This window comes from Pseudomonas iridis (assembly GCF_017980685.1).
GTDB classification, from domain to species: Bacteria; Pseudomonadota; Gammaproteobacteria; order Pseudomonadales; family Pseudomonadaceae; genus Aquipseudomonas; species Aquipseudomonas iridis.
This window is the reverse complement of sequence record NZ_JACXXO010000008.1, coordinates 173,244-193,562: the sequence shown is the minus strand read 5'-3', so window position 1 is coordinate 193,562 and position 20,319 is coordinate 173,244. Positions and strand designations below refer to the sequence as shown.

Annotated in this window: 16 protein-coding genes; 13 read left to right on the top strand and 3 right to left on the bottom strand. The window is 60.2% G+C overall.

The annotated features are described in order from the left end of the window. The first annotated feature begins 125 nt into the window (after window positions 1-125). The 4 genes from IEQ42_RS15545 (at window position 126) to rarD (ending at window position 5,060) form a co-directional block, all read left to right on the top strand. On the top strand, window positions 126-890 hold the full coding sequence (locus IEQ42_RS15545) for a TOBE domain-containing protein (RefSeq protein WP_210704100.1): 765 nt from the start codon (window positions 126-128) through the stop codon (window positions 888-890). Between the two features lie 70 nt (window positions 891-960). Beyond that, entirely contained in the window at window positions 961-2,862 is a 1,902-nt protein-coding gene (locus tag IEQ42_RS15540; RefSeq protein WP_210704099.1) for a PhoX family protein, read from the top strand. Between the two features lie 166 nt (window positions 2,863-3,028). Continuing rightward, window positions 3,029-4,003 carry a serine/threonine protein kinase gene (locus IEQ42_RS15535; protein WP_150593685.1) on the top strand — a complete coding sequence of 325 codons (975 nt, stop codon included), beginning with the start codon at window positions 3,029-3,031 and terminating at the stop codon, window positions 4,001-4,003. Between the two features lie 169 nt (window positions 4,004-4,172). Next, window positions 4,173-5,060 carry an EamA family transporter RarD gene (rarD, locus tag IEQ42_RS15530; protein ID WP_150598128.1) on the top strand — a complete coding sequence of 296 codons (888 nt, stop codon included), beginning with the start codon at window positions 4,173-4,175 and terminating at the stop codon, window positions 5,058-5,060. A 220-nt stretch (window positions 5,061-5,280) separates the two neighbouring features. On the opposite strand, the gene IEQ42_RS15525 is transcribed toward rarD, so the two are convergent. After that, window positions 5,281-5,799: a glycine cleavage system transcriptional repressor gene (locus IEQ42_RS15525; RefSeq protein ID WP_042561426.1), complete on the bottom strand. Its 519-nt coding sequence runs from the start codon at window positions 5,797-5,799 to the stop codon at window positions 5,281-5,283. A gap of 520 nt (window positions 5,800-6,319) precedes the next feature. On the opposite strand from IEQ42_RS15525, the gene IEQ42_RS15520 reads away from it, so the two are divergent. After that, window positions 6,320-8,497: a malate synthase G gene (locus IEQ42_RS15520; protein ID WP_210704098.1), complete on the top strand. Its 2,178-nt coding sequence runs from the start codon at window positions 6,320-6,322 to the stop codon at window positions 8,495-8,497. 113 nt (window positions 8,498-8,610) lie between these two features. On the opposite strand, the gene IEQ42_RS15515 is transcribed toward IEQ42_RS15520, so the two are convergent. After that, window positions 8,611-9,057: a response regulator gene (locus IEQ42_RS15515; RefSeq protein WP_210704097.1), complete on the bottom strand. Its 447-nt coding sequence runs from the start codon at window positions 9,055-9,057 to the stop codon at window positions 8,611-8,613. Window positions 9,058-9,310: 253 nt separating this feature from the next. Between IEQ42_RS15515 and IEQ42_RS15510 the strand changes: the two genes are divergently transcribed. The 8 genes from IEQ42_RS15510 to IEQ42_RS15475 all read left to right on the top strand — a co-directional run bounded on the left by IEQ42_RS15510 (window position 9,311) and on the right by IEQ42_RS15475 (window position 18,621). Next, window positions 9,311-11,251 carry a putative nucleotidyltransferase substrate binding domain-containing protein gene (locus IEQ42_RS15510; RefSeq protein WP_210704096.1) on the top strand — a complete coding sequence of 647 codons (1,941 nt, stop codon included), beginning with the start codon at window positions 9,311-9,313 and terminating at the stop codon, window positions 11,249-11,251. Beyond that, on the top strand, window positions 11,248-11,955 hold the full coding sequence (locus IEQ42_RS15505; RefSeq protein ID WP_210704095.1) for a 3'-5' exonuclease: 708 nt from the start codon (window positions 11,248-11,250) through the stop codon (window positions 11,953-11,955). Before IEQ42_RS15510 ends, IEQ42_RS15505 begins: the two co-directional genes overlap by 4 nt. 353 nt (window positions 11,956-12,308) lie before the next feature. Beyond that, window positions 12,309-12,785: an RNA polymerase sigma factor gene (locus IEQ42_RS15500; RefSeq protein ID WP_215729662.1), complete on the top strand. Its 477-nt coding sequence runs from the start codon at window positions 12,309-12,311 to the stop codon at window positions 12,783-12,785. Continuing rightward, window positions 12,782-13,756 carry a FecR domain-containing protein gene (locus tag IEQ42_RS15495; protein WP_210704094.1) on the top strand — a complete coding sequence of 325 codons (975 nt, stop codon included), beginning with the start codon at window positions 12,782-12,784 and terminating at the stop codon, window positions 13,754-13,756. Before IEQ42_RS15500 ends, IEQ42_RS15495 begins: the two co-directional genes overlap by 4 nt. Window positions 13,757-13,966: 210 nt before the next feature. Then, entirely contained in the window at window positions 13,967-16,402 is a 2,436-nt protein-coding gene (locus IEQ42_RS15490; protein WP_210704093.1) for a TonB-dependent siderophore receptor, read from the top strand. A 74-nt stretch (window positions 16,403-16,476) separates the two neighbouring features. After that, complete coding sequence (locus tag IEQ42_RS15485) at window positions 16,477-17,607, top strand: PepSY-associated TM helix domain-containing protein (RefSeq protein WP_210704092.1); 1,131 nt, start codon at window positions 16,477-16,479, stop codon at window positions 17,605-17,607. After that, window positions 17,604-17,783 carry a hypothetical protein gene (locus IEQ42_RS15480; RefSeq protein WP_115147159.1) on the top strand — a complete coding sequence of 60 codons (180 nt, stop codon included), beginning with the start codon at window positions 17,604-17,606 and terminating at the stop codon, window positions 17,781-17,783. The genes IEQ42_RS15485 and IEQ42_RS15480 overlap by 4 nt, the downstream gene beginning before the upstream one ends. Before the next feature lie 208 nt (window positions 17,784-17,991). After that, a complete protein-coding gene (locus IEQ42_RS15475) occupies window positions 17,992-18,621 on the top strand; it encodes a glutathione S-transferase (protein WP_047303822.1) in 630 nt (209 codons plus the stop codon). A 244-nt stretch (window positions 18,622-18,865) separates the two neighbouring features. Here the strand turns inward: IEQ42_RS15475 and creD are convergent, their stop codons facing one another. Then, window positions 18,866-20,236, bottom strand: a complete 1,371-nt coding sequence (gene creD / locus IEQ42_RS15470) for a cell envelope integrity protein CreD (RefSeq protein ID WP_210704091.1) — start codon at window positions 20,234-20,236, stop codon at window positions 18,866-18,868. Window positions 20,237-20,319: the final 83 nt, after the last annotated feature.

Sequence of the window (20,319 nt, the reverse complement as noted above, 5' to 3'; positions counted from 1 at the left end):
CATCGATATTGCGCAGTGACGAATAGCTGGGCGCCCCCCCACGGTCAGGTTCTGCACACGGCTTGACTCTCGCAGCGCAAGCGGCCAACTTCACCTTCCACCGCCACAGCAAAAAGCACCCATTCATGTCCATGCCCTCCCTGCTCTCCCAGCACATTGTCCGTCGTCCGCAGCGCATTGCCCTGCTGCAACACATCGCCGAACAGGGCTCGATCACCCGTGCAGCGAAAAGCGCAGGGCTGAGCTACAAAGCGACGTGGGACGCCATCGATGAGCTGAACAACCTGTCGCAAAAGCCGCTGGTCGAGCGTGCCGTCGGCGGCAAGGGCGGCGGCGGCGCCAAACTGTCCAGCGAAGGTCAACGGGTGCTGCGCCTCTATCAAAAGCTGCAAGCCTTGCAAGCGCAGGTACTGGAAGCCGCCGAAGACGCCAGCGACCTCGACCTGCTCGGTCGCTTGATGCTACGCACCAGTGCTCGCAACCAGTTGCACGGCAAAGTCGTGGCGATCAACGCTCAGGGGCGCAATGACCTGATTCGTCTGGAGCTGGCCGAAGGCTTGTGCCTCGACGCACAAATCACCCACGACAGCACTGTGCATCTGGAGCTGCAAACCGGTTCGCAAGTGGTGGCCCTGATCAAGGCCGGCTGGCTCGAATTGCTGGCCAGCGATCAGCCGGCAACGCCTGGGCACAATCATCTGGAGGGCACCATCGAAGCGATTCTCGACGCCGACGACGGCCCCAGCGAAGTGCGGATTTCCCTGCCCAACGGCCACACCCTGTGTGCGCTGGCCGAACCGCAGGACTTGCGCAGCCGTGGGCTGGCAGTGGGGCACCCCGTGCACGTGCGGTTTTCGCCGTCCAATGTGCTGATCGGCACGTCACTTTAATCGCGGCCTGCAACGAAAGCGTCATCGACGCTCATTAAGGTGACTGCCAAAACCAAGCAGGAAGCCTGATGTGAGCCTATTAGAAGAAAACCAATCGACTGATCTGGAAAAAATGGTCGGCCTCAGCCGTCGCGGTTTCATCGGCGCCGGCGCTCTGTGTGGTGCAGCGATGTTCCTGGGCGGTAGCCTCCTGAGCCGCAGCGCGCTGGCCACTGGCGTCAGTGCTGGCAACAGCCGTCTGCTCGGCTTCGAAAGCATTCCGGCGGCGACCACTGATGTCATCAGCCTGCCCAAAGGCTACAAGTCTTCAGTACTGATCAGTTGGGGCCAGCCCCTGCAAAAGAATGGCCCGGCGTTCGATCCGAGTGGCAATGGAACCGCGGCCGCACAGGAAGTGCAGTTCGGCGACAACAACGACGGCATGAGCCTGTTCGCCTTCCCGGACGACAGAAACCGCGCGTTGATGGCGATCAACAACGAATACACCAACTACCGTTACCTCTACCCGCACGGCGGCATGCCGCAATCGGCCGAAGACGTGCGCAAGGCCCTGGCCTGCGAAGGCGTTTCGGTGATCGAGGTGCGGCGCAAGAACGGCCAGTGGCAATTCGTTCAGGGCTCGCGTTACAACCGACGCATCCATGGCAACACGCCGCTGCGCATCGCCGGCCCGGCGGCCGGTCACGACCTGATGAAAACCGCCGCCGACAAACACGGCAAAAAGGTCCTCGGTACCTTCCAGAACTGCGCCAACGGCAAAACGCCGTGGGGCACTTACCTGACCTGCGAAGAGAACTTCACCGACGTCTTCGGCAGCAGCAACGCCCAGCAGCAGTTCGACGCGGCGCAAAAGCGCTACGGCGTCTCGGCCGCCAGCCGCGAAATCAACTGGCACCCGCACGACCCGCGCTTCGACATGGCGAAGAACCCCAACGAACTCAACCGTCACGGCTGGGTGGTCGAGATTGACCCGTTCGATCCGCAATCGACCCCGGTCAAGCGCACGGCACTGGGCCGCTTCAAACATGAAAACGCCGCACTGGCCGAGACCAACGACGGTCGCGCCGTGGTGTACATGGGCGACGACGAGCGTGGCGAGTTCATCTACAAATTCGTCAGCCGCGACCGCATCAACCACCGCAACGCCAAAGCCAACCGCGACATTCTCGATCACGGCACCCTGTACGTCGCCAAGTTCGATAACGGCGACAGCAACCCGGATCACCCGAAAGGCCAGGGCCAATGGATCGAACTGACCCACGGCAAAAACGGCATCGATGCCAGCAGCGGCTTTGCCGATCAGGCTGAAGTGCTGATCCACGCCCGCCTCGCCGCCAGCGTGGTCGGCGCCACACGCATGGACCGCCCGGAATGGATCGTGGTCAGCCCGAAGGACGGCCAGGTTTATTGCACCCTGACCAACAACGCCAAGCGCGGCGAAGACGGGCAACCGGTGGGCGGGCCGAACCCGCGCGAGAAGAACGTCTACGGGCAGATTCTGCGCTGGCGCACCGATCGCGACGATCATGCGTCGAAAACCTTCGCGTGGGATCTGTTCGTGGTCGCCGGCAACCCGGGCGTGCACGCCGGCACGCCGAAGGCCGGCTCGAAAAACATCACCCCGCAGAACATGTTCAACAGCCCCGATGGCTTGGGTTTCGACAAGGCCGGACGCTTGTGGATTCTGACTGACGGCGACTCGAGCAACGCCGGAGACTTTGCCGGGATGGGCAATAACCAGATGCTCTGCGCTGACCCCAAGACCGGCGAGATTCGCCGCTTCATGGTCGGGCCGATTGGTTGTGAAGTCACCGGGATCAGCTTCTCGCCGGATCAGAAGACATTGTTTGTCGGGATTCAGCATCCAGGGGAGAACGGCGGTTCGACCTTCCCTGAGCATTTGCCGAATGGCAAGCCACGGTCTTCGGTGATGGCGATTACCCGTGAGGATGGCGGGATCGTCGGCGCCTGATAAACCGCTTTCGCGAGCAGGCTCGCTCCCACAGGGGAACGCATCCCGGATGTGGGAGCGAGCCTGCTCGCGAAGAGGCCCGACCAGACACCAACCAACTCCCCCGCCGCCATCTGCGCTACCATGCTGGGCCGGACGCGGCAGCCTGCTGCGCGCAGGAGTCAGCATGGCCCATCCGTTTGAAACCCTCACACCCGACCTCGTACTCGATGCCGTAGAAAGCATCGGGTTCCTGAGCGATGCGCGCATTTTGGCGCTCAATAGCTACGAAAACCGCGTCTATCAGGTCGGCATCGAAGACTCCGAACCGCTGATCGCCAAGTTCTACCGACCGCAACGCTGGACCAACGAGGCCATCCTCGAAGAACACCAGTTCACCTTCGAACTGGCCGACGTCGAGATCCCGGTGGTCGCGCCGATGATCCACAACGGCGAAACCCTGCACGAACATGCCGGTTTCCGCTTCACCCTGTTCCCGCGTCGCGGCGGCCGTGCGCCGGAGCCGGGCAATCTTGATCAGTTGTACCGACTCGGTCAGTTGCTCGGGCGCATTCACGCGGTCGGCGCGACCAAGCCGTTCGAACATCGCGAAGCCCTCGCCGTGCAGAACTTCGGCCATGCCTCGCTGACCACGCTGCTCGAAGGCAACTTCATTCCCAAGAGCCTGCTGCCGGCTTACGAATCGGTAGCGCGCGATCTGCTCAAGCGTGTGGAAGACGTTTACGCCAACACGCCGCATCAGAACATCCGCATGCATGGCGACTGCCACCCCGGCAACATGATGTGCCGCGATGAGATGTTCCACATCGTCGACCTCGACGACTGCCGCATGGGTCCGGCGGTGCAGGACATCTGGATGATGCTTGCCGGAGATCGGCAGGAATGCCTGGGGCAATTGTCGGAATTGATGGACGGCTACAACGAGTTTCACGATTTCGACCCGCGCGAGTTGGCACTGATCGAACCGCTGCGCGCGTTGCGCCTGATGCATTACAGCGCCTGGTTGGCGCGGCGCTGGGACGACCCGGCGTTCCCGCACAGCTTTCCGTGGTTTGGTACGGAACGTTATTGGGGCGATCAGGTGTTGGCGTTGCGTGAGCAGTTGTCGGCGCTCAATGAAGAACCGCTGAAACTCTTCTGATTCAAGAAGCAAAGATCAAAAGATCGCAGCCTTCGGCAGCTCCTACAGGGGAACGCATTCCAATGTAGGAGCTGCCGAAGGCTGCGATCTTTTTGCTTTCTGACACGACACATCTATACAACCTCCTTACAATCCCCTCCTTTGTTAGCTGCCTAAGCAAGGATTCTGCATGCAAGCTGCCAACCCGCGCCGCGGGTACATCCTGGGCCTGAGTGCCTACATCATCTGGGGCCTGTTCCCGATCTATTTCAAAGCCATCGCTGAAGTACCAGCGGTCGAGATCATCATCCATCGGGTGTTGTGGTCGGCGCTGTTCGGCGCGCTGCTGCTGATGGTCTGGAAGCACCCAGGCTGGTTGCGCGAATTGCTCGACAACCCGAAACGTCTGGCGATTCTGGCGCTGAGCGGCACGTTGATCGCAGCCAACTGGCTGACCTATGTGTGGTCAGTCAACAACGGGCGCATGCTCGAAGCGAGCCTCGGTTACTACATCAATCCGCTGATCAACGTGCTGCTGGGGATGGTGATTCTTGGCGAACGGCTGCGGCGCATGCAATGGATCGCCGTGGCGCTGGCGGCGATTGGCGTGGCGCAGCAGGTGTGGCAAGTCGGCAGTCTGCCGTGGGTATCGCTGGTGCTGGCGCTGACGTTCGGTTTCTACGGTTTGATCCGCAAACAGGCGCCGGTCAAGGCATTGCCCGGACTGGTGGTGGAAACCTGGATGCTGGTGCCGATTGCCATCGCATGGCTGCTGTTCAATCAGACCGCGACCAGTGTTCAACCCGAGTTCTGGACGACTTCGCAAGCGTGGTGGCTGGTCGCAGCAGGCCCGGTAACATTGATCCCGCTGGTGTGTTTCAACGCAGCAACCCGGCATTTGCCCTACACCACGATCGGCTTCCTGCAATACATCGCGCCCACGCTGGTGTTGTTGCAAGCGGTGCTGTTGTTCGGTGAACACATGTCGTCGAGCACGTTGATCGCTTTTGCCTTTATATGGGCCGGCCTCGCCGTTTACAGCGTCGATGCGTGGATAAGTTTGCGCCGACGCAGCTGATCAAAAAATACACAAACAGCTACAGGCCACGTTGCTCGCGGCCCTTAGCGTTCCTTCCCAAGGTTATCCACAGCGTGATCCCCGCCGTTTGTGCGCAAGTCACTGAATGCTGGCGGTTTTTTGATCAACTCTCGCAGAGCCACAGTGGACGTGGCCTGGAGAGCAGTCTCTACAGGTTATCCACAGGCAGGTGCACGTTTAAACTGGATAACCCCAAGGGTTAAACCTCTGTGCGTAACACCAGATCCACCATCAAGTCGTCCGCCAGGGTTTCCAGGCGCGATTGCAGGACATCCAGCGACAACGTCAACGGCACCGCCAGAATCGCTTCGGCGTGAAACAGCGGCTCGCTGCTCATCGGTGCCGGGCGCACTTCGGTCACCAGCCGCTCCAGGTTGACGCCCTGCTCGCTCAGCAGGCGGGTGATGTCGCGCACAATCCCCGGGCGGTCATTGCCCACCAGTTCCATCGCGATCGGTTTCCAGGTGCAGGATTGCTCGATACCGCTTTCGGCGATCAGCACGCGAATGCCATGAGTCGACAGTGCTTGTAGGGAATCGACTAATTCGTCGTAAGCCTCCGCCGGCACACCCACCCGCAGAATCCCGGCGAACTGTCCGGCCATTCGCGACATACGACTTTCCAGCCAGTTACCGCCATGCTCGGCGATGCATTGGGCGATGCGCTCGACCTGCCCGGGTTTGTCCGGGGCGAAAACAGTGAGTACGAGGTGGTCCATGGCGCAGCCCTCTTGTCATGACTTTTGTTATGGAAGGGCAAGTATAGGCAAGCAGGACTTGTGCGTCGTAGCGACTGCTCTCTTCGCGGGCAAGCCCGCTCCCACAGGGGATGCGCCGGCCATGTGGGCGCCGCCCGATCTGACACGAAGATAAATCGTGTACAACTTTCGATATTTAACTGGAACAATCCAATGGTTTTTTGAGAACATCCTGTTCCGCGCCGTGACCGCAATGCGTCATGGGGTCGCAGAACGACGTAATTAGTCTGATTTTCACAAGCGCAACTCATCATGTAGTATGCCGCAGCGCGCACTACATAACGCTGGATCGATGTCTGCCCAAGGCATGTTCGCAATCCTGAAAGCCCCGTCAGCAAGGCCCCAAGCCGTTGATTGGTCCCAGCCCAGCCGCCAGCAATGGCATGTACTGGTCCGCAGGTTTGTGGTTTAAATGGCCAGAGGCTTCATTGGTAAATTGAAGAGCTGAAAAGCGAAATAGCTGAGCAGAGTGAGGCAAGCAATGACTGAACACGTTCAAGTCGGTGGCCTGCAGGTCGCCAAAGTCCTGTTCGACTTCGTGAACAACGAAGCCATTCCCGGTACCGGCCTCACCGCCGACAAATTCTGGGAAGGTGCCGACAAGGTCATTCACGACCTGGCACCGAAGAACAAAGCCCTACTCGCCAAACGCGATGACTTCCAGGCTCGCATTGACGCCTGGCATCAGGAACACGCGGGCCAGGCGCACGACGCCGTGGCTTATAAAGCCTTCCTGCAAGAAATCGGTTATCTGCTGCCAGAAGCGGCTGATTTCCAGGCAACGACGCAAAACGTCGATGACGAAATCGCCCGTACCGCTGGCCCGCAACTTGTTGTGCCGGTGATGAATGCGCGCTTTGCCCTCAACGCCTCGAACGCTCGCTGGGGTTCACTGTACGACGCCCTCTACGGCACCGACGCGATCAGCGAAGACGGTGGCGCGGAAAAAGGCAAAGGCTACAACAAGGTGCGTGGCGACAAAGTCATCGCCTTCGCCCGTGCTTTCCTCGACGAAGCCGCACCACTGGCAGCGGGTTCCCACGTCGATTCGACCGGCTACAAAATCGCCGACGGCAAACTGGTGGTCACCCTCAAGGGCGGCAGCAACAGCGGTCTGCGTAACGATGCACAGCTGATCGGATTCCAGGGCGACGCCAACGCGCCAATCGCGATCCTGCTGAAAAACAACGGTCTGCATTTCGAAATCCAGATCGACGCCAGCACCCCTGTCGGCCAGACCGACGCGGCCGGCGTCAAAGACGTGTTGATGGAAGCCGCGCTGACCACCATCATGGACTGCGAAGACTCCGTGGCGGCCGTCGATGCCGACGACAAAGTGGTGATCTACCGAAACTGGCTCGGCCTGATGAAGGGCGATCTGTCGGAAGAAGTCGCCAAGGGCGGCCAGACCTTCACTCGCACCATGAACCCGGACCGCAGCTACACCACAGTCGATGGCGGCGAAGTGACCCTGCATGGCCGCTCGCTGTTGTTCGTGCGCAACGTCGGTCATCTGATGACCATCGACGCGATCCTCGACAAAGACGGCAACGAAGTGCCGGAAGGCATCCTCGACGGTCTGGTGACTTGCCTGGCGGCGATGCACAACCTCAACGGCAACACTTCGCGCAAGAACACTCGCACCGGCTCGGTCTACATCGTTAAACCGAAGATGCACGGCCCGGAAGAAGCAGCGTTCACCAACGAACTGTTCGGCCGTATCGAAGACGTGCTCGGCCTGAAACGCAACACCCTGAAAGTCGGGATCATGGACGAGGAGCGCCGCACCACGGTCAACCTCAAGGCCTGCATCCAGGCGGCCAGCGAGCGCGTGGTGTTCATCAACACCGGTTTCCTCGACCGCACCGGCGACGAAATCCACACCTCCATGGAAGCCGGCCCGATGGTGCGCAAGGCCGACATGAAGGCCGAGAAATGGATCGGCGCCTACGAGAACTGGAACGTCGATATCGGTCTGAGCACTGGCCTGCAGGGTCGTGCACAAATCGGTAAAGGCATGTGGGCGATGCCCGACCTGATGGCAGCGATGCTCGAACAGAAAATCGCTCACCCACTGGCCGGTGCCAACACCGCCTGGGTGCCATCGCCAACCGCCGCTGCGCTGCACGCGCTGCACTACCACAAGGTCGACGTGTTCGCCCGTCAGGCCGAATTGGCCAAACGTGCTCGCGCTTCGGTGGACGACATCCTGACTATTCCGCTGGCGGTCAATCCGAACTGGACACCAGAGCAGATCAAGAACGAACTGGACAACAACTCCCAGGGCATTCTCGGCTACGTGGTGCGCTGGATCGACCAAGGCGTTGGTTGCTCGAAAGTGCCGGATATCAATGACGTCGGCCTGATGGAAGACCGTGCGACGCTGCGTATCTCCAGCCAGCACATCGCCAACTGGCTGCGCCACGGTATCGTCACCGAAGCGCAAGTGATCGAAAGCCTCAAGCGCATGGCGCCGGTGGTCGATCGTCAGAACGCCAACGACTCGCTGTACCGTCCGCTGGCACCGAACTTCGACAGCAATATCGCGTTCCAGGCGGCGGTCGAACTGGTGATCGAAGGCACCAAGCAGCCGAACGGTTACACCGAGCCGGTTCTGCACCGTCGTCGTCGTGAGTTCAAGGCTGCCAACGGCCTGTAATTGTGCGTAGACGCTGGATATGAAAAAGCCCTGATCTTTGGATCAGGGCTTTTTTTGTGAAAGCAGAATCAAAAGATCGTTCACACGCTCCGCGTTGGAATGATCGGGTGGCGCTAAGGCTCAATCCCCAATTCATGCTTGACCAACCCCAGCAACTTCGTCGTATCAATCGGCTTGAGCAAAAAGTCCACCACGCTCAAGTGCATCGCCGCGATCGCGTCTTTCACATCGGCATCGCCCGACACAATGATGATCGGCATCGCCGCCCGTACCGATTCGCGCACCTGTCGAACCAGATCAAGCCCACCGACATTGCCCATGCGCAGATCGGTGATGACGAGCCCGATCGAAGGTTTCTCATCAAGCATCTTCAGTGCGGTTTCGCCACTGGCGGCGGTCATGCAGCGAATGCCGTCCAACGCCAGAATCTCCGCGAGCAGCTCGCGGGCGTCCTTGTCGTCATCGACGATCAGTACACGCTGCGGCGGCAGGTCGGGTTCGAGCATTACGGCGCTGAGCGCTTCACGCTCGGCGTCGCTCAAAATATCGTGGTCGGACATGGCGTTCTCTACATTTCCAAATCAATCACCTTGCTCAGTCGTCAGACATCGCCAGGCAGAGCTTCAATGTGCACTTCGTCGGATTTTTTTCCAATAGCTGGGCGGGCGAATTTCCGACTGAATTTGTAGGTCACTTCCCAAATATACCCAACGACATCGCCAACCTAGACTTACGTCCAATGGGCACCCCGGCCGCAGGGGTCGACCATGGCTGCAACGATCCGACAACAACAATTCAAAAAAGACTGCGGTAATGGTTATGAGTAAAGCGGACGCCTTCACCCAGGCAGGGAAAACCGCGGTGTTGCAGAACATTCAGGGCACTGTGCAATTCCTCCAGCGTTTCCCGCCCTTCAATCAGATGGAGCAGGCCCACCTCGCCTATCTGGTGGAGCAGTGCCAGCTGCGGTTTTACGGTCAGGGCGAAAGCATCATCAAGCCTGCCGACGGCCCGGTGGAATGCTTCCATATCGTCAAACAGGGCCGCGTGGTCGGCGAACGTCCGCACACGGCCAAGGGCGGCACTGAAACCACGTTCGAAATCACCACCGGCGAATGTTTTCCCCTGGCCGCGTTGCTGGGTGAGCGGGCAACACGCACCGAGCATCTGGCCGGTGAAGATACTTTCTGCCTGCAACTGAACAAACAGGCGTTCATCAAACTGTTCGCCCTCTCCAGCGTCTTCCGCGACTTCGCCTTGCGCGGGGTCAGCAGCCTGCTCGATCAGGTCAATCAGCAAGTCCAGCAGAAAGCCGTTGAAAATCTCGGCACCCAATATTCGCTGAACACCCGTCTCGGCGAGTTGGCGATGCGCCATCCGGTGACGTGCAGCCCCGACACGCCACTGCGTGAAGCGGTGAAATTGATGCACGAGCAACAGGTCGGCAGCATCGTTGCGGTGGATGAGCACAAGGCGCCGCTGGGCATTTTCACCCTGCGCGATTTGCGCCATGTGGTGGCCGAAGGTGTCGGCGATTTCAGCGAAGCCATCGAACGCCACATGACCCGCGCGCCGTTCTATCTGTCGCCGGATCACAGCGCCTTCGATGCCGCGATTGCCATGACCGAACGGCACATCGCCCATGTCTGCCTGGTCAAGGATCAGCGCCTGTGCGGCGTGGTGTCCGAACGCGATCTGTTTTCCCTGCAACGGGTGGACCTGGTGCATCTGGCCCGAACCATCCGCAGCGCCCAACGCGTCGAACAACTGGTGACCCTGCGCGGCGAGATCGGCCAATTGGTCGAGCGCATGCTGGCTCACGGTGCATCCTCGACGCAGATCACGCACATCATCACCCTGCTCAACGATCACACCGTGTGCCGGGTAATCGAACTGACCCTCGCCGAAAAAGGTGATCCGGGGGTGCCGTTCAGTTGGTTGTGCTTCGGCAGCGAGGGCCGCCGTGAGCAGACGCTGCACACGGATCAGGACAACGGCATTCTCTTTGATGCACGTGATGCGGCGCATGCCGCGGAGATTCGCGGCAAGCTGCTGCCGATTGCCCAGCAGATCAACCAGAGCCTGGCGCTGTGCGGCTTCACGCTGTGCAAGGGCAACATCATGGCTGGCAACCCTGAGCTGTGCCTGTCCCGCGCGGAATGGGCGCGACGGTTCGCGGCGTTTATCCGCGAGGCGACGCCGGAAAACCTGTTGGGGTCGAGCATCTATTTCGATCTGCGCGTGGTGTGGGGCGATGAACAGGGCTGTGCGCAATTGCGCCGGGGGATTCTCGATCAGGTCGGTGATAACCGCTTGTTTCAGCGCATGATGGCCGACAATGCCCTGCGCAATCGCCCGCCAGTGGGACGCTTCCGTGAGTTTGTGCTGGCGCGCAAGAACGGCGAGAAAGCCACCCTTGATCTGAAAGTCCAGGGCCTGACGCCGTTCGTGGATGGTGCGCGATTGCTCGCACTGGCCAACGGCATCGATGCCAACAATACGGTGGAACGCTTCCGTCAGTTGGTGGAGAAGGAAGTCATCGATCGACTCGACGGCGCGGCATATGAAGAGGCTTATCACTTCATTCAGCAAACGCGCATGCAGCAGCATCAGATCCAGAGCCGCGAGAACCTGCCCTACTCCAACCGGGTCGATCCCGACAGCCTCAATCATCTGGACCGGCGCATCCTGCGTGAATCGCTGCGTCAGGCCCAACGCCTGCAAAGCAGCCTGACGTTGCGGTATCAGCTATGAGTCTGTTTTCGTGGCTGCGTCCGGCCAACCCGGTGGTGCCGGCTGATCTGCAACAGCGTCTGGCGAACCTGCCGTCGGTCAATCAACTGGGCGATTGCAGCCTGCGCGAACAGCGCTGGGTGGTGCTCGACCTTGAAACCACCGGGCTGAACCTGAACAAGGATCGGTTGTTGTCGATTGGCGCCGTGGTGATCGAGGACGGCGCGATCGACTTAAGCCAGCAGTTCGAACGCACGCTGCAGTGCTCGCAGGTGAAGCTCGGCGCCAGTGTGTTGATTCATGGCCTGGGGCCGAACGCGATCGCCGCTGGCAGCGACCCGGCCGAAACGCTGGTGGAGTTCATGGAGTTTGTCGGTGACAGCCCGGTGTTGGCGTTTCATGCCCCGTTCGATCAGCACATGCTCGGACGGGCGCTGAAGGAACATCTGGGGCACAAATTGCAGCATGTGTTTCTGGATGTCGCCGACATTGCGCCGTTGGTGTGCCCACAGGCGAACATTCGCGAGGCCGGGCTGGATGAGTGGATCGAGTGGTTCAAGCTTGAAGTGTTCGAGCGGCACAACGCGAGTGCCGATGCGCTGGCGACGGCGGAGTTGGCGTTGATATTGTTCAGTCGGGCGCGGGGACAGCAGATTCATAGCCCGTTGAATTTGCAGCAGCGCTTGAGCCAGTGGAAGCGTCGGCAGCAGGCGCCCTCTTTCTAGATCGTTGGTTTAAATCAAAAGCCCCTCACCCCAGCCCTCTCCCGGAGGGAGAGGGCTGGGGTGAGGGGTCTGAAGCCTTGCATCGACCTGAAAAATCGAGTCGATTGTGGATTCACTAAAAACCTTTCAGGTCGGTGTATCTCTAGAGCATCTCTCGGTCAGTCCCCTCTACCTCTGGGAGAGGGCTAGGGTGAGGGCCGCCGTTGCCGTTGACCGCCAACCCGACCAGTGGCCAATTGCTAACCATTCCCACCTCTGCCACAATCGCGAACAATTCGCGTTAGTTAATATTTCCCAATCGGTGATGTCCGGTGTCGTCAGTCCCAAGCCCTCACAGTGAGCTCGTCGGTGCGATGTATCGCGACCATCGCGGTTGGCTGCTGGCGTGGCTGCGGCGCAATGTGGCGTGTCCGCAGCGTGCCGAAGACCTGAGCCAGGACACTTTCGTACGCCTGCTCGGCCGCGATGAACTGCTGACACCGCGCGAGCCCCGGGCCTTCCTGGTAGCGATCGCCAAAGGGCTGCTGTTCGATTACTTCCGCCGCGCTGCCCTCGAACAGGCTTACCTCACCGAACTGATGCTGATCCCCGAAGGTGAACAACCGTCGGTGGAAGAACAGCAACTGATCCTCGAAGACCTCAAGGCCATCGACCGCCTGCTCGGCAAACTGTCGACCAAGGCCCGCGCTGCGTTCCTTTATAACCGCCTCGATGGCCTCGGCCATGCCGAGATCGCCCAGAAGCTCGGTGTGTCGGTGCCACGCGTGCGCCAGTATCTCGCTCAAGGCATTCGTCAGTGCTACATCGCGCTGTACGGTGAGCCAACATGAGTCCGGCCAGTTCCAGGCCGGTGCCGGCGCATGTGCTGGACGCGGCGATAGCCTGGCAACTGACGCTCGATTCCAGCAGTCCGTTGGAGCGCGAAGAATTCGTCAAGTGGCATGCGGCCCATGAAGAACACGCCCGCGCCTGGCGCCAGTTGGGCATGCTCGATCAGCGTTTCAGCGTCGCCAAAGGGCCGGCCCGCAGTGCGCTGCTGCAATCGCGCGAAAGCATTCGCCGCCGCGTACGCAAATTGGGGAGTGGTCTGGCCAGCGTTGTCGCGGTGGTGGGTCTGGCCTTGTTTGCCGGTGAACGCTATCTGCCGCTCGATTACTGGCTCGCCGACCAGCGTACCGCCACCGGCGAACAGCGCACTGTGCGGTTGGCCGACGGCACGTTGCTCAACCTCAATACCCACAGCGCCGTGGACGTGCGCTTCGATGCAAAGCAGCGCCTGATTGTTTTGCAGGAAGGCGAAATCCTCATCGAAACCGCTCACGGCGATACGCGACCTTTCATTGTCGAGACTCGCGAAGGCAGCATGCGCGCGCTCGGCACACGGTTTTTGGTCAAGCGCGAGGAACAGGGCACGCGCCTGAGCGTGCTGCAATCGGCGGTGGCGGCGCATACGCAATCGAACCCTGAAGAACAGATCCTTCGCGAGGGCCAGCAAGTGCTGCTGCGCAGTGACGGGCTCGGCTCGATTGTCGCCCTCACGCCCGGCGCCGATGCCTGGACACGCGGGATGCTGGTGGTCGACAACGCGCGACTAAGCGATCTGGTCCATGAACTGGGTCGCTATCGCCACGGGCATTTGGGCGTGGCACCGGAAGTGGCCGATTTACGCATTACCGGCAGCTTCCCGTTGCATGACACCGATAAAGCCTTGAGCGCGCTGTTACCGACCCTGCCGGTGCAGATCGAGCAGCACACACCGTATTGGGTCACCGTGGCGAAGGCTGAGCCAAAGCCTGATTGAGGTGGTGACTGAACCATCGCTTTCGCGAGCAGGCTCGCTCCCACATTGGAAATGAATCCCCCCTGTGGGAGCGAGCCTGCTCGCGAAGGCATCATCTGCCACAACGTCGATTTCCAGTTAATCGAAATTATTTTCATCCTGCCCTATCACTTTTTGATTTTCATCCGGCACACAGGCAATTGAGAAATATTTTCATTCAGGAGCCGCCGTATGTCCCGTTCGCTAGACACCTTGTTGCGCCCCAGTTTGCTGGCGGTCGCCATTGCCCTCAGCACTCCGCTGGTCAGCAGCCAACTGATCGCTGCTGAACAAGCGTCCAGCGTTCGCGCCTACAACCTGCCGGCCGCGCCGCTGTCGACCACCCTGAACCAGATCGCCAGTCAGGGCGGCCTCGCGCTGTCGCTGAACCCGGCGCTGGCGGCGGGCAAAACGTCGGCGCCCGTGAGCGGCCAATACGACGCCGCCGGCGCTTTGCGCGCAGCACTGCGTGGCACCGGCCTGCAACTGGAACAAAGCAGCACCGGCACTTACACCTTGGTGGCTGTGCCGGAAGGCGTGATGGCACTGCCGGAAACATCGGTCATCGGTGTAGAGAATCTGGAAACAGCCTGGAGCCCGGTCGAGGGCTATACCGCCACGCGCACCGCCGCCGGCAGCAAAACCGACACAGCACTGGTCGAAGCGCCACGTTCGATCTCGGTAGCGACCCGTCAGCAAATGGAAGACCGGGGCGTGCACAGTCTCGATGACGCCGTGCGCTACATGCCGGGCATCACCGCCAGCAGCTACGGCAGCGACACCCGGGCCGACTGGCTGCGCGTACGCGGCTTCGAGCCGACCCAGTTCCTCGACGGTCTGCCGCTGCCAAAAGGTGTTTACGCCAACCCGAAACAGGAAACCTGGAACCTCGATCGCCTCGCCCTGCTGCGCGGCCCGGCGTCGTCCGTCTACGGCCAGACCCCGCCGGGCGGCTTGCTGGACATGGTCAGCCGTCGCCCAAGCGACGTCGCCAGCAGTGAAATCCAGTTGCAGTACGGCAGCGACAACCATCGCCAGATCAACTTCGCCAGCACCGGCAAGATCGACGAGGCCGGTCAGTTTCTCTATGGCATCAGCGGCGTGGTGCGTGACAGCGGTACGCAGGTCGACCACGTCGACAACAAGCGCTACAACATTGCGCCGAGCCTGACCTGGAACATCGACGAAGATACCAAGTTCACCCTGCTGAGCCAGTTCACCCGCGACGATACCGGCATTACCAGCCAGTTCCTGCCGATTCAGGGCACCAAGATCAAATCGCCGCTTGGTGATATTTCCCATCACAAGAATCTCGGTGATCCGGACTGGGAATATTACGACCGCACTTACTACGCTTTGGGTTATGCCTTCGAGCATCGCTTGAACGACACTTGGCAGTTCAAGCAGAACCTGCGCTACACCAAGTCGGATCTGTCATTCCAGGCACTGACGGTTGGCTCGTATCCATTCACTGAAGTCGATGACCAGGGCAACGTCGGTCGCTCGTCCACGAGCGTCGATGAAGACATCAGCCAGTTCGCCGTGGACAACAACTTCCAGGCTGACTTCGCTACCGGTGACATCCGCCATACCTTGCTGCTGGGCCTGGATCATCAGCGCAGCAACACCAACTACACCTCGATTTTCGGCTTTTCGGATACCACTCCGGGTACCAACGTAATCAACCCGATCTACGGCCAGCCAATCGTGCGTCCGGCGCGCTCCACTGCGTTCTACGACTACAACCAGAAGACCTACCAGACCGGCCTGTACGTGCAGGACCAAATGGCCCTCGACCAGTGGCGCCTGACACTGGGCGGGCGTGAAGACTGGGTGCACACCAGCACTCGGTTCATCAACAAGGGCGATGCCACCAACACCCAGCGCGACAAGGCGTTCAGCGGCAACGCGGCGCTCAGCTATGTATTCGATTCGGGCTTCGTGCCGTACCTGTCGTATGCCGAATCCTTCCAGCCGACCACTGGCGCCGACGCCACGTCCACCGGTTCGCTCAAGCCCACCGAAGGCAAGCAATGGGAACTGGGCATCAAGTACCAGCCGCCGGGCAGCAAGACCCTGCTCAGCGCCGCTGTGTATGACCTCACCCAGAAGAACGTCTCGGTCAACACCTTCGTCGACGGCGTGTCGATCACCAGCCAGACCGGCGAAGTGAAGGTCAAAGGCCTGGAGCTGGAAGCGGTCTCCGACGTCACCGAAAACCTGAAAGTCATCGCCGCCTACACCTTGGCCAAGTCTGAAGTGCAGAACGGCGTCGACAAAGGCAATCGCCTGCAACTGATGCCGAACCAGCAGGCCTCGTTGTGGACCGACTACACCTGGCACACCGGCGTGCTTGATGGTTTCGGTGTGGGTGCCGGCGTGCGTTATACCGGCAACACCTACGGCGACAAAGCCAACACCTGGCTGGGCAAGGCGGACGCTTACACCGTGTTCGACGCGAGCGTGCATTACGACCTCGGACGCCTGGACAACAGCCTCAAAGGTGCGTCGCTGGCACTGAACGCAACCAACCTGTTCGACAAGGAATACATTTCCACCTGCGACAGCTTCTACTGCTACTACGGCGACACGCGCAGCGTCGTCGCCAGCGCCACCTACAAGTGGTAAGCGACTGAGCTGAAACAGGCCCTGTAACCTGGCCGTCCCTCGCGGACGGCTTTGGTGTTTTTGAAGGTCATGAAATGAAAAGTAAAACAATTCGCCGCTGGTCGTTCATCCACACCTGGACCAGCCTGATCTGCACCGTGTTTTTGCTGATGCTGGCCCTGACCGGTTTGCCGTTGATTTTCCATCACGAGATCGAACACGCGCTGGGCGATGCGCCGCACGTGCGCGAGATGCCGGCCGACACACCGCGCCTGAATCTGGCGCAACTGGTGCAGGCTGCCGAACAACATCGCCCCGAGGAAGTCGTGCAGTACTTCGGCTTCGACGACGATGAGCCGAACGCGGTGCTGACGATCATGGCGAAGACTGCCGGCACCGAACCGAACTCCTCACACACCTTCATGCTTGACGCGCGCACCGGCGAAGCGCTGGAAACCCCTTCGGCCAACGGCGGTTTGATGCTGTTCATCCTGCGCCTGCACGTCGACATGTTCGCCGGGCTGCCGGGCAAACTGCTGCTGGCGTTCATGGGTTTGCTGTTTGTCGTCGCGATTGTTTCGGGGACGGTGTTGTACCTGCCGTTCATGCGCCGGTTGAAATTCGGCACCGTACGCCAGGACAAATCCACGCGCCTGCGCTGGCTCGATCTGCATAACCTGATCGGCGTCGTCACACTGACCTGGGCACTGGTGGTCGGCGTGACAGGCGTGATCAGCGCATGCGCCGATCTGCTCATCGCCGCCTGGCGCAACGATGCGCTAACCACGCTGATCGCACCTTATCGCGATGCACCGCCGCTGACGCACCTGGCACCGGCCACCCGCTTGCTCGATATCGCGGCGCAAGTTGCCCCGGGCATGAAGCCGGATTTCATTGCCTTCCCCGGCACGCGTTTTTCCAGTGAACACCATTACTCGGTGTTCATGAAGGGCGGCACGCATTTGACGTCGCACCTGCTGACGCCGGTGCTGATTGACGCCACCACCCTGAAAGTCACCGCCGTCGCCGAACGCCCGTGGTACATGGACGCCATGGGCATGTCGCAGCCGCTGCACTTTGGCGACTACGGCGGCATGCCGATGAAAATCCTCTGGGCGACGCTCGATGTGCTGACGATCATCGTGCTCGGCAGTGGCGTGTATCTGTGGGTGGTTCGGCGCAGGGCGACCAAGCCTGTGCTGGAAACGGCGGAGGCGTCTGCATGAAGCCGCGTCAGTCGAATTTCTGGAAGGTGTTCAGCACACCGCTGGTGATTGCGTTGCTCAGTGCGGCGGGGTTGTTCGCGGCATTGTTGGGGGATGGTATCTGGGATGCGTTGAGCTGGGTCGGGCTCGGCGTGCCGGCCTTTTTGGCGCTAAAGGGATTGCTGCAGCGCGGGTGATTTTTTTGTTGCCCGTGATGGCCTCATCGCTGGCAAGCCAGCTCCCACAGTGAGCGCCAGTGAACCCGGAATTTGCGTTGAGCACAAAACCTGTGGGAGCTGGCTTGCCAGCGATGGCTATCTCAGGGGCACCATCAAACTCCTCGCCAGCCGCGCAGCTTATGACTAGGCTAACCTCCTGCTCTTCGACGACCACCGAGGTTTGCCAATGTCCGCCCCCAGCATGACCCTGTTCCACAACACGCTTTCCCCGTTCGTACGCAAAGTGATGGTGTTGCTGCATGAGACCGGTCAGCAGGATCGCGTTGCGTTGCAAGACTGCGTCCTCAGCCCGGTCAGCCCGGACCCGGCGCTCAACGCCGACAACCCGCTGGGCAAGATTCCGGCCCTGCGCCTGGCCGACGGCACCGTCATCCATGACAGCCGCGTCATCCTCGAATACCTCGATCACCAGCACGTCGGCAACCCGCTGATCCCCCGCGAAGGCTCGGCCCGCTGGCGGCGCCTGACCCTGGCCTCGATGGCCGACGGGATCATGGATGCTTCGGTCATGGTGCGTTATGAACTGGTGCTGCGCGCGCCAGAAAAACACTGGGATGAATGGCTCGAAGCGCAACGCGAGAAAATCCGCCGCGCTCTGAATCTGCTGGAGAACGACGCCATCGCCGAGCTGACCAGCCACTTCGACATTGCCGCGATCAGCGTGGCCTGTGCCCTGGGTTATCTCGACCTGCGCTTCCCGGACCTGGGCTGGCGCGAGGCCAACCCGCAACTGGCCAACTGGTTCTTTGAAGTCAGTCAGCGACCGTCCATGATCGCGACCATGCCCAAGCCCTGAATCTGAGGTGCCTGGTCCGGCCTCATCGCTGGCAAGCCAGCTCCCACAGTGGATTTGGGTGTAACAGAGATATCTGTTTCATCACAGAACCTATGGGAGCTGGATGTGGCAGAGAGAACTGATCCAGCACAAATCTTGTCGGAGCTGGCTGGCCAGCGATGGCACCACCTCGGTTCCGGCGGTAGTGACGCAACAATCAGCGTCACCAGCACCTCAGCCTCCCGCTGATCCTCTCGCAATCCACTCATTGCACCGCTCCAATATCAAACTCCAGCGGTTTGGCCGGTTTCTGCCCGATCCCGTACCAATCCAGTTTGCGCGTCAGCACCATGAATACCCCCAGCAAGCCAAACAGCAGCAACGAGCCCATCAACAGCGCATAGTCCTCGGCGCTCAGCAAGCCATAGAGCAAGCCATACAACGCCGCCAAACCCGCCGAAAAACTCATGCCATGCCGCACGCTGTGCAGCACATGACAGACATAGAACCCGATCAACACCACACAACCGCTGGCCGATAGCAGATACGCCGGGCCAAAACCGATGTGCTCCGACAGCGACAGCAACAACAGATAAAAGAACGCCAGCGCCACACCCACCAACGCGTACTGCACTGGGTGCACAGCCAGGCTTTTGAGCACTTCGAACAGGAAGAAACCCGCGAACGTCAGCACAATAAACAGCAACGCATATTTGATCGCACGGTCGCTCTTGAGGTACTGATCCACCGGATCGATGAAACTCACGCCAAAGCTGCGGCCATTGAAGGCCTCGCAATCATTGCTGCTCACACAGCGGCTCATGGCGTCCTGCAAGTTGGTGGAGAAGAACGTGGTCTGCCAGTCAGCGCTGAAACCGGCGTCATTGATTTCGCGTTTGGCCGGCAGGAAGTTGCCGACAAAACTTGGATGCGGCCAGTTGGCGGTGAGGCTCACGCTGCTGCTCTTGCCCACCGGCAGCACTTGCAGCGAGCCGGTGCCTTGCAGGCGCAGGTCGAAGCCGAACGCCAGTTCCGTGGCTTTGCTGGCGTCGAGCAGTGGCAGCGTCACCCGTACGCCTTCACCGAGCCAGCCGACTTGCGTACCGGGAACGAAGTCCAGGCGCTGACCGTCGAGTTCCAGTTTCAAAGCGTTTTCGATGCCGCGAATGTCACTGATACCGACCGCGAGAAACGGTGCATCGAACTGGTAGTCGACGAAGTCTTCCTTGATGCCCAATTGCGCCGGCAGGGAGAAATGCCCGTTGATGCGGTTATCGGCGTGGAAAAGCCGCGCCTCGTAAATGCCCCTCGCGCGCAGTTCGGTTTGCACCTGACCATCGAGTTCGAAGCGTTCCGGCAGGAAGTACAAACGCCCGCGCTCTTCGCCAGGCTCGTCATACCGCTGATTGGTTTTGTCGTTGATCTTCCAGTTGTGCACCACTTTGCGATACGGCACCACCATCACCGGCCCGCTCAACTGCTGGCTGTAACTGGAGCTGCGAGCGATGTCTTCAAGCACGCCGTCACGCAGTTGCTGGCGATCATCGATGACGCCGTCGATCATCAGCAACGGCACCAGCAACAGCAGGATCAATAGGCCAATGGCCCCCAGCTTTATGGTTAGATTCTTGTTCATGGGACTCTCCCTGTTTTGATGGGCAGAGTCTGGCGGGGCTGTATGGGCGGAATGTGGGGGGAATATGGAGATTGTGTGGAAAG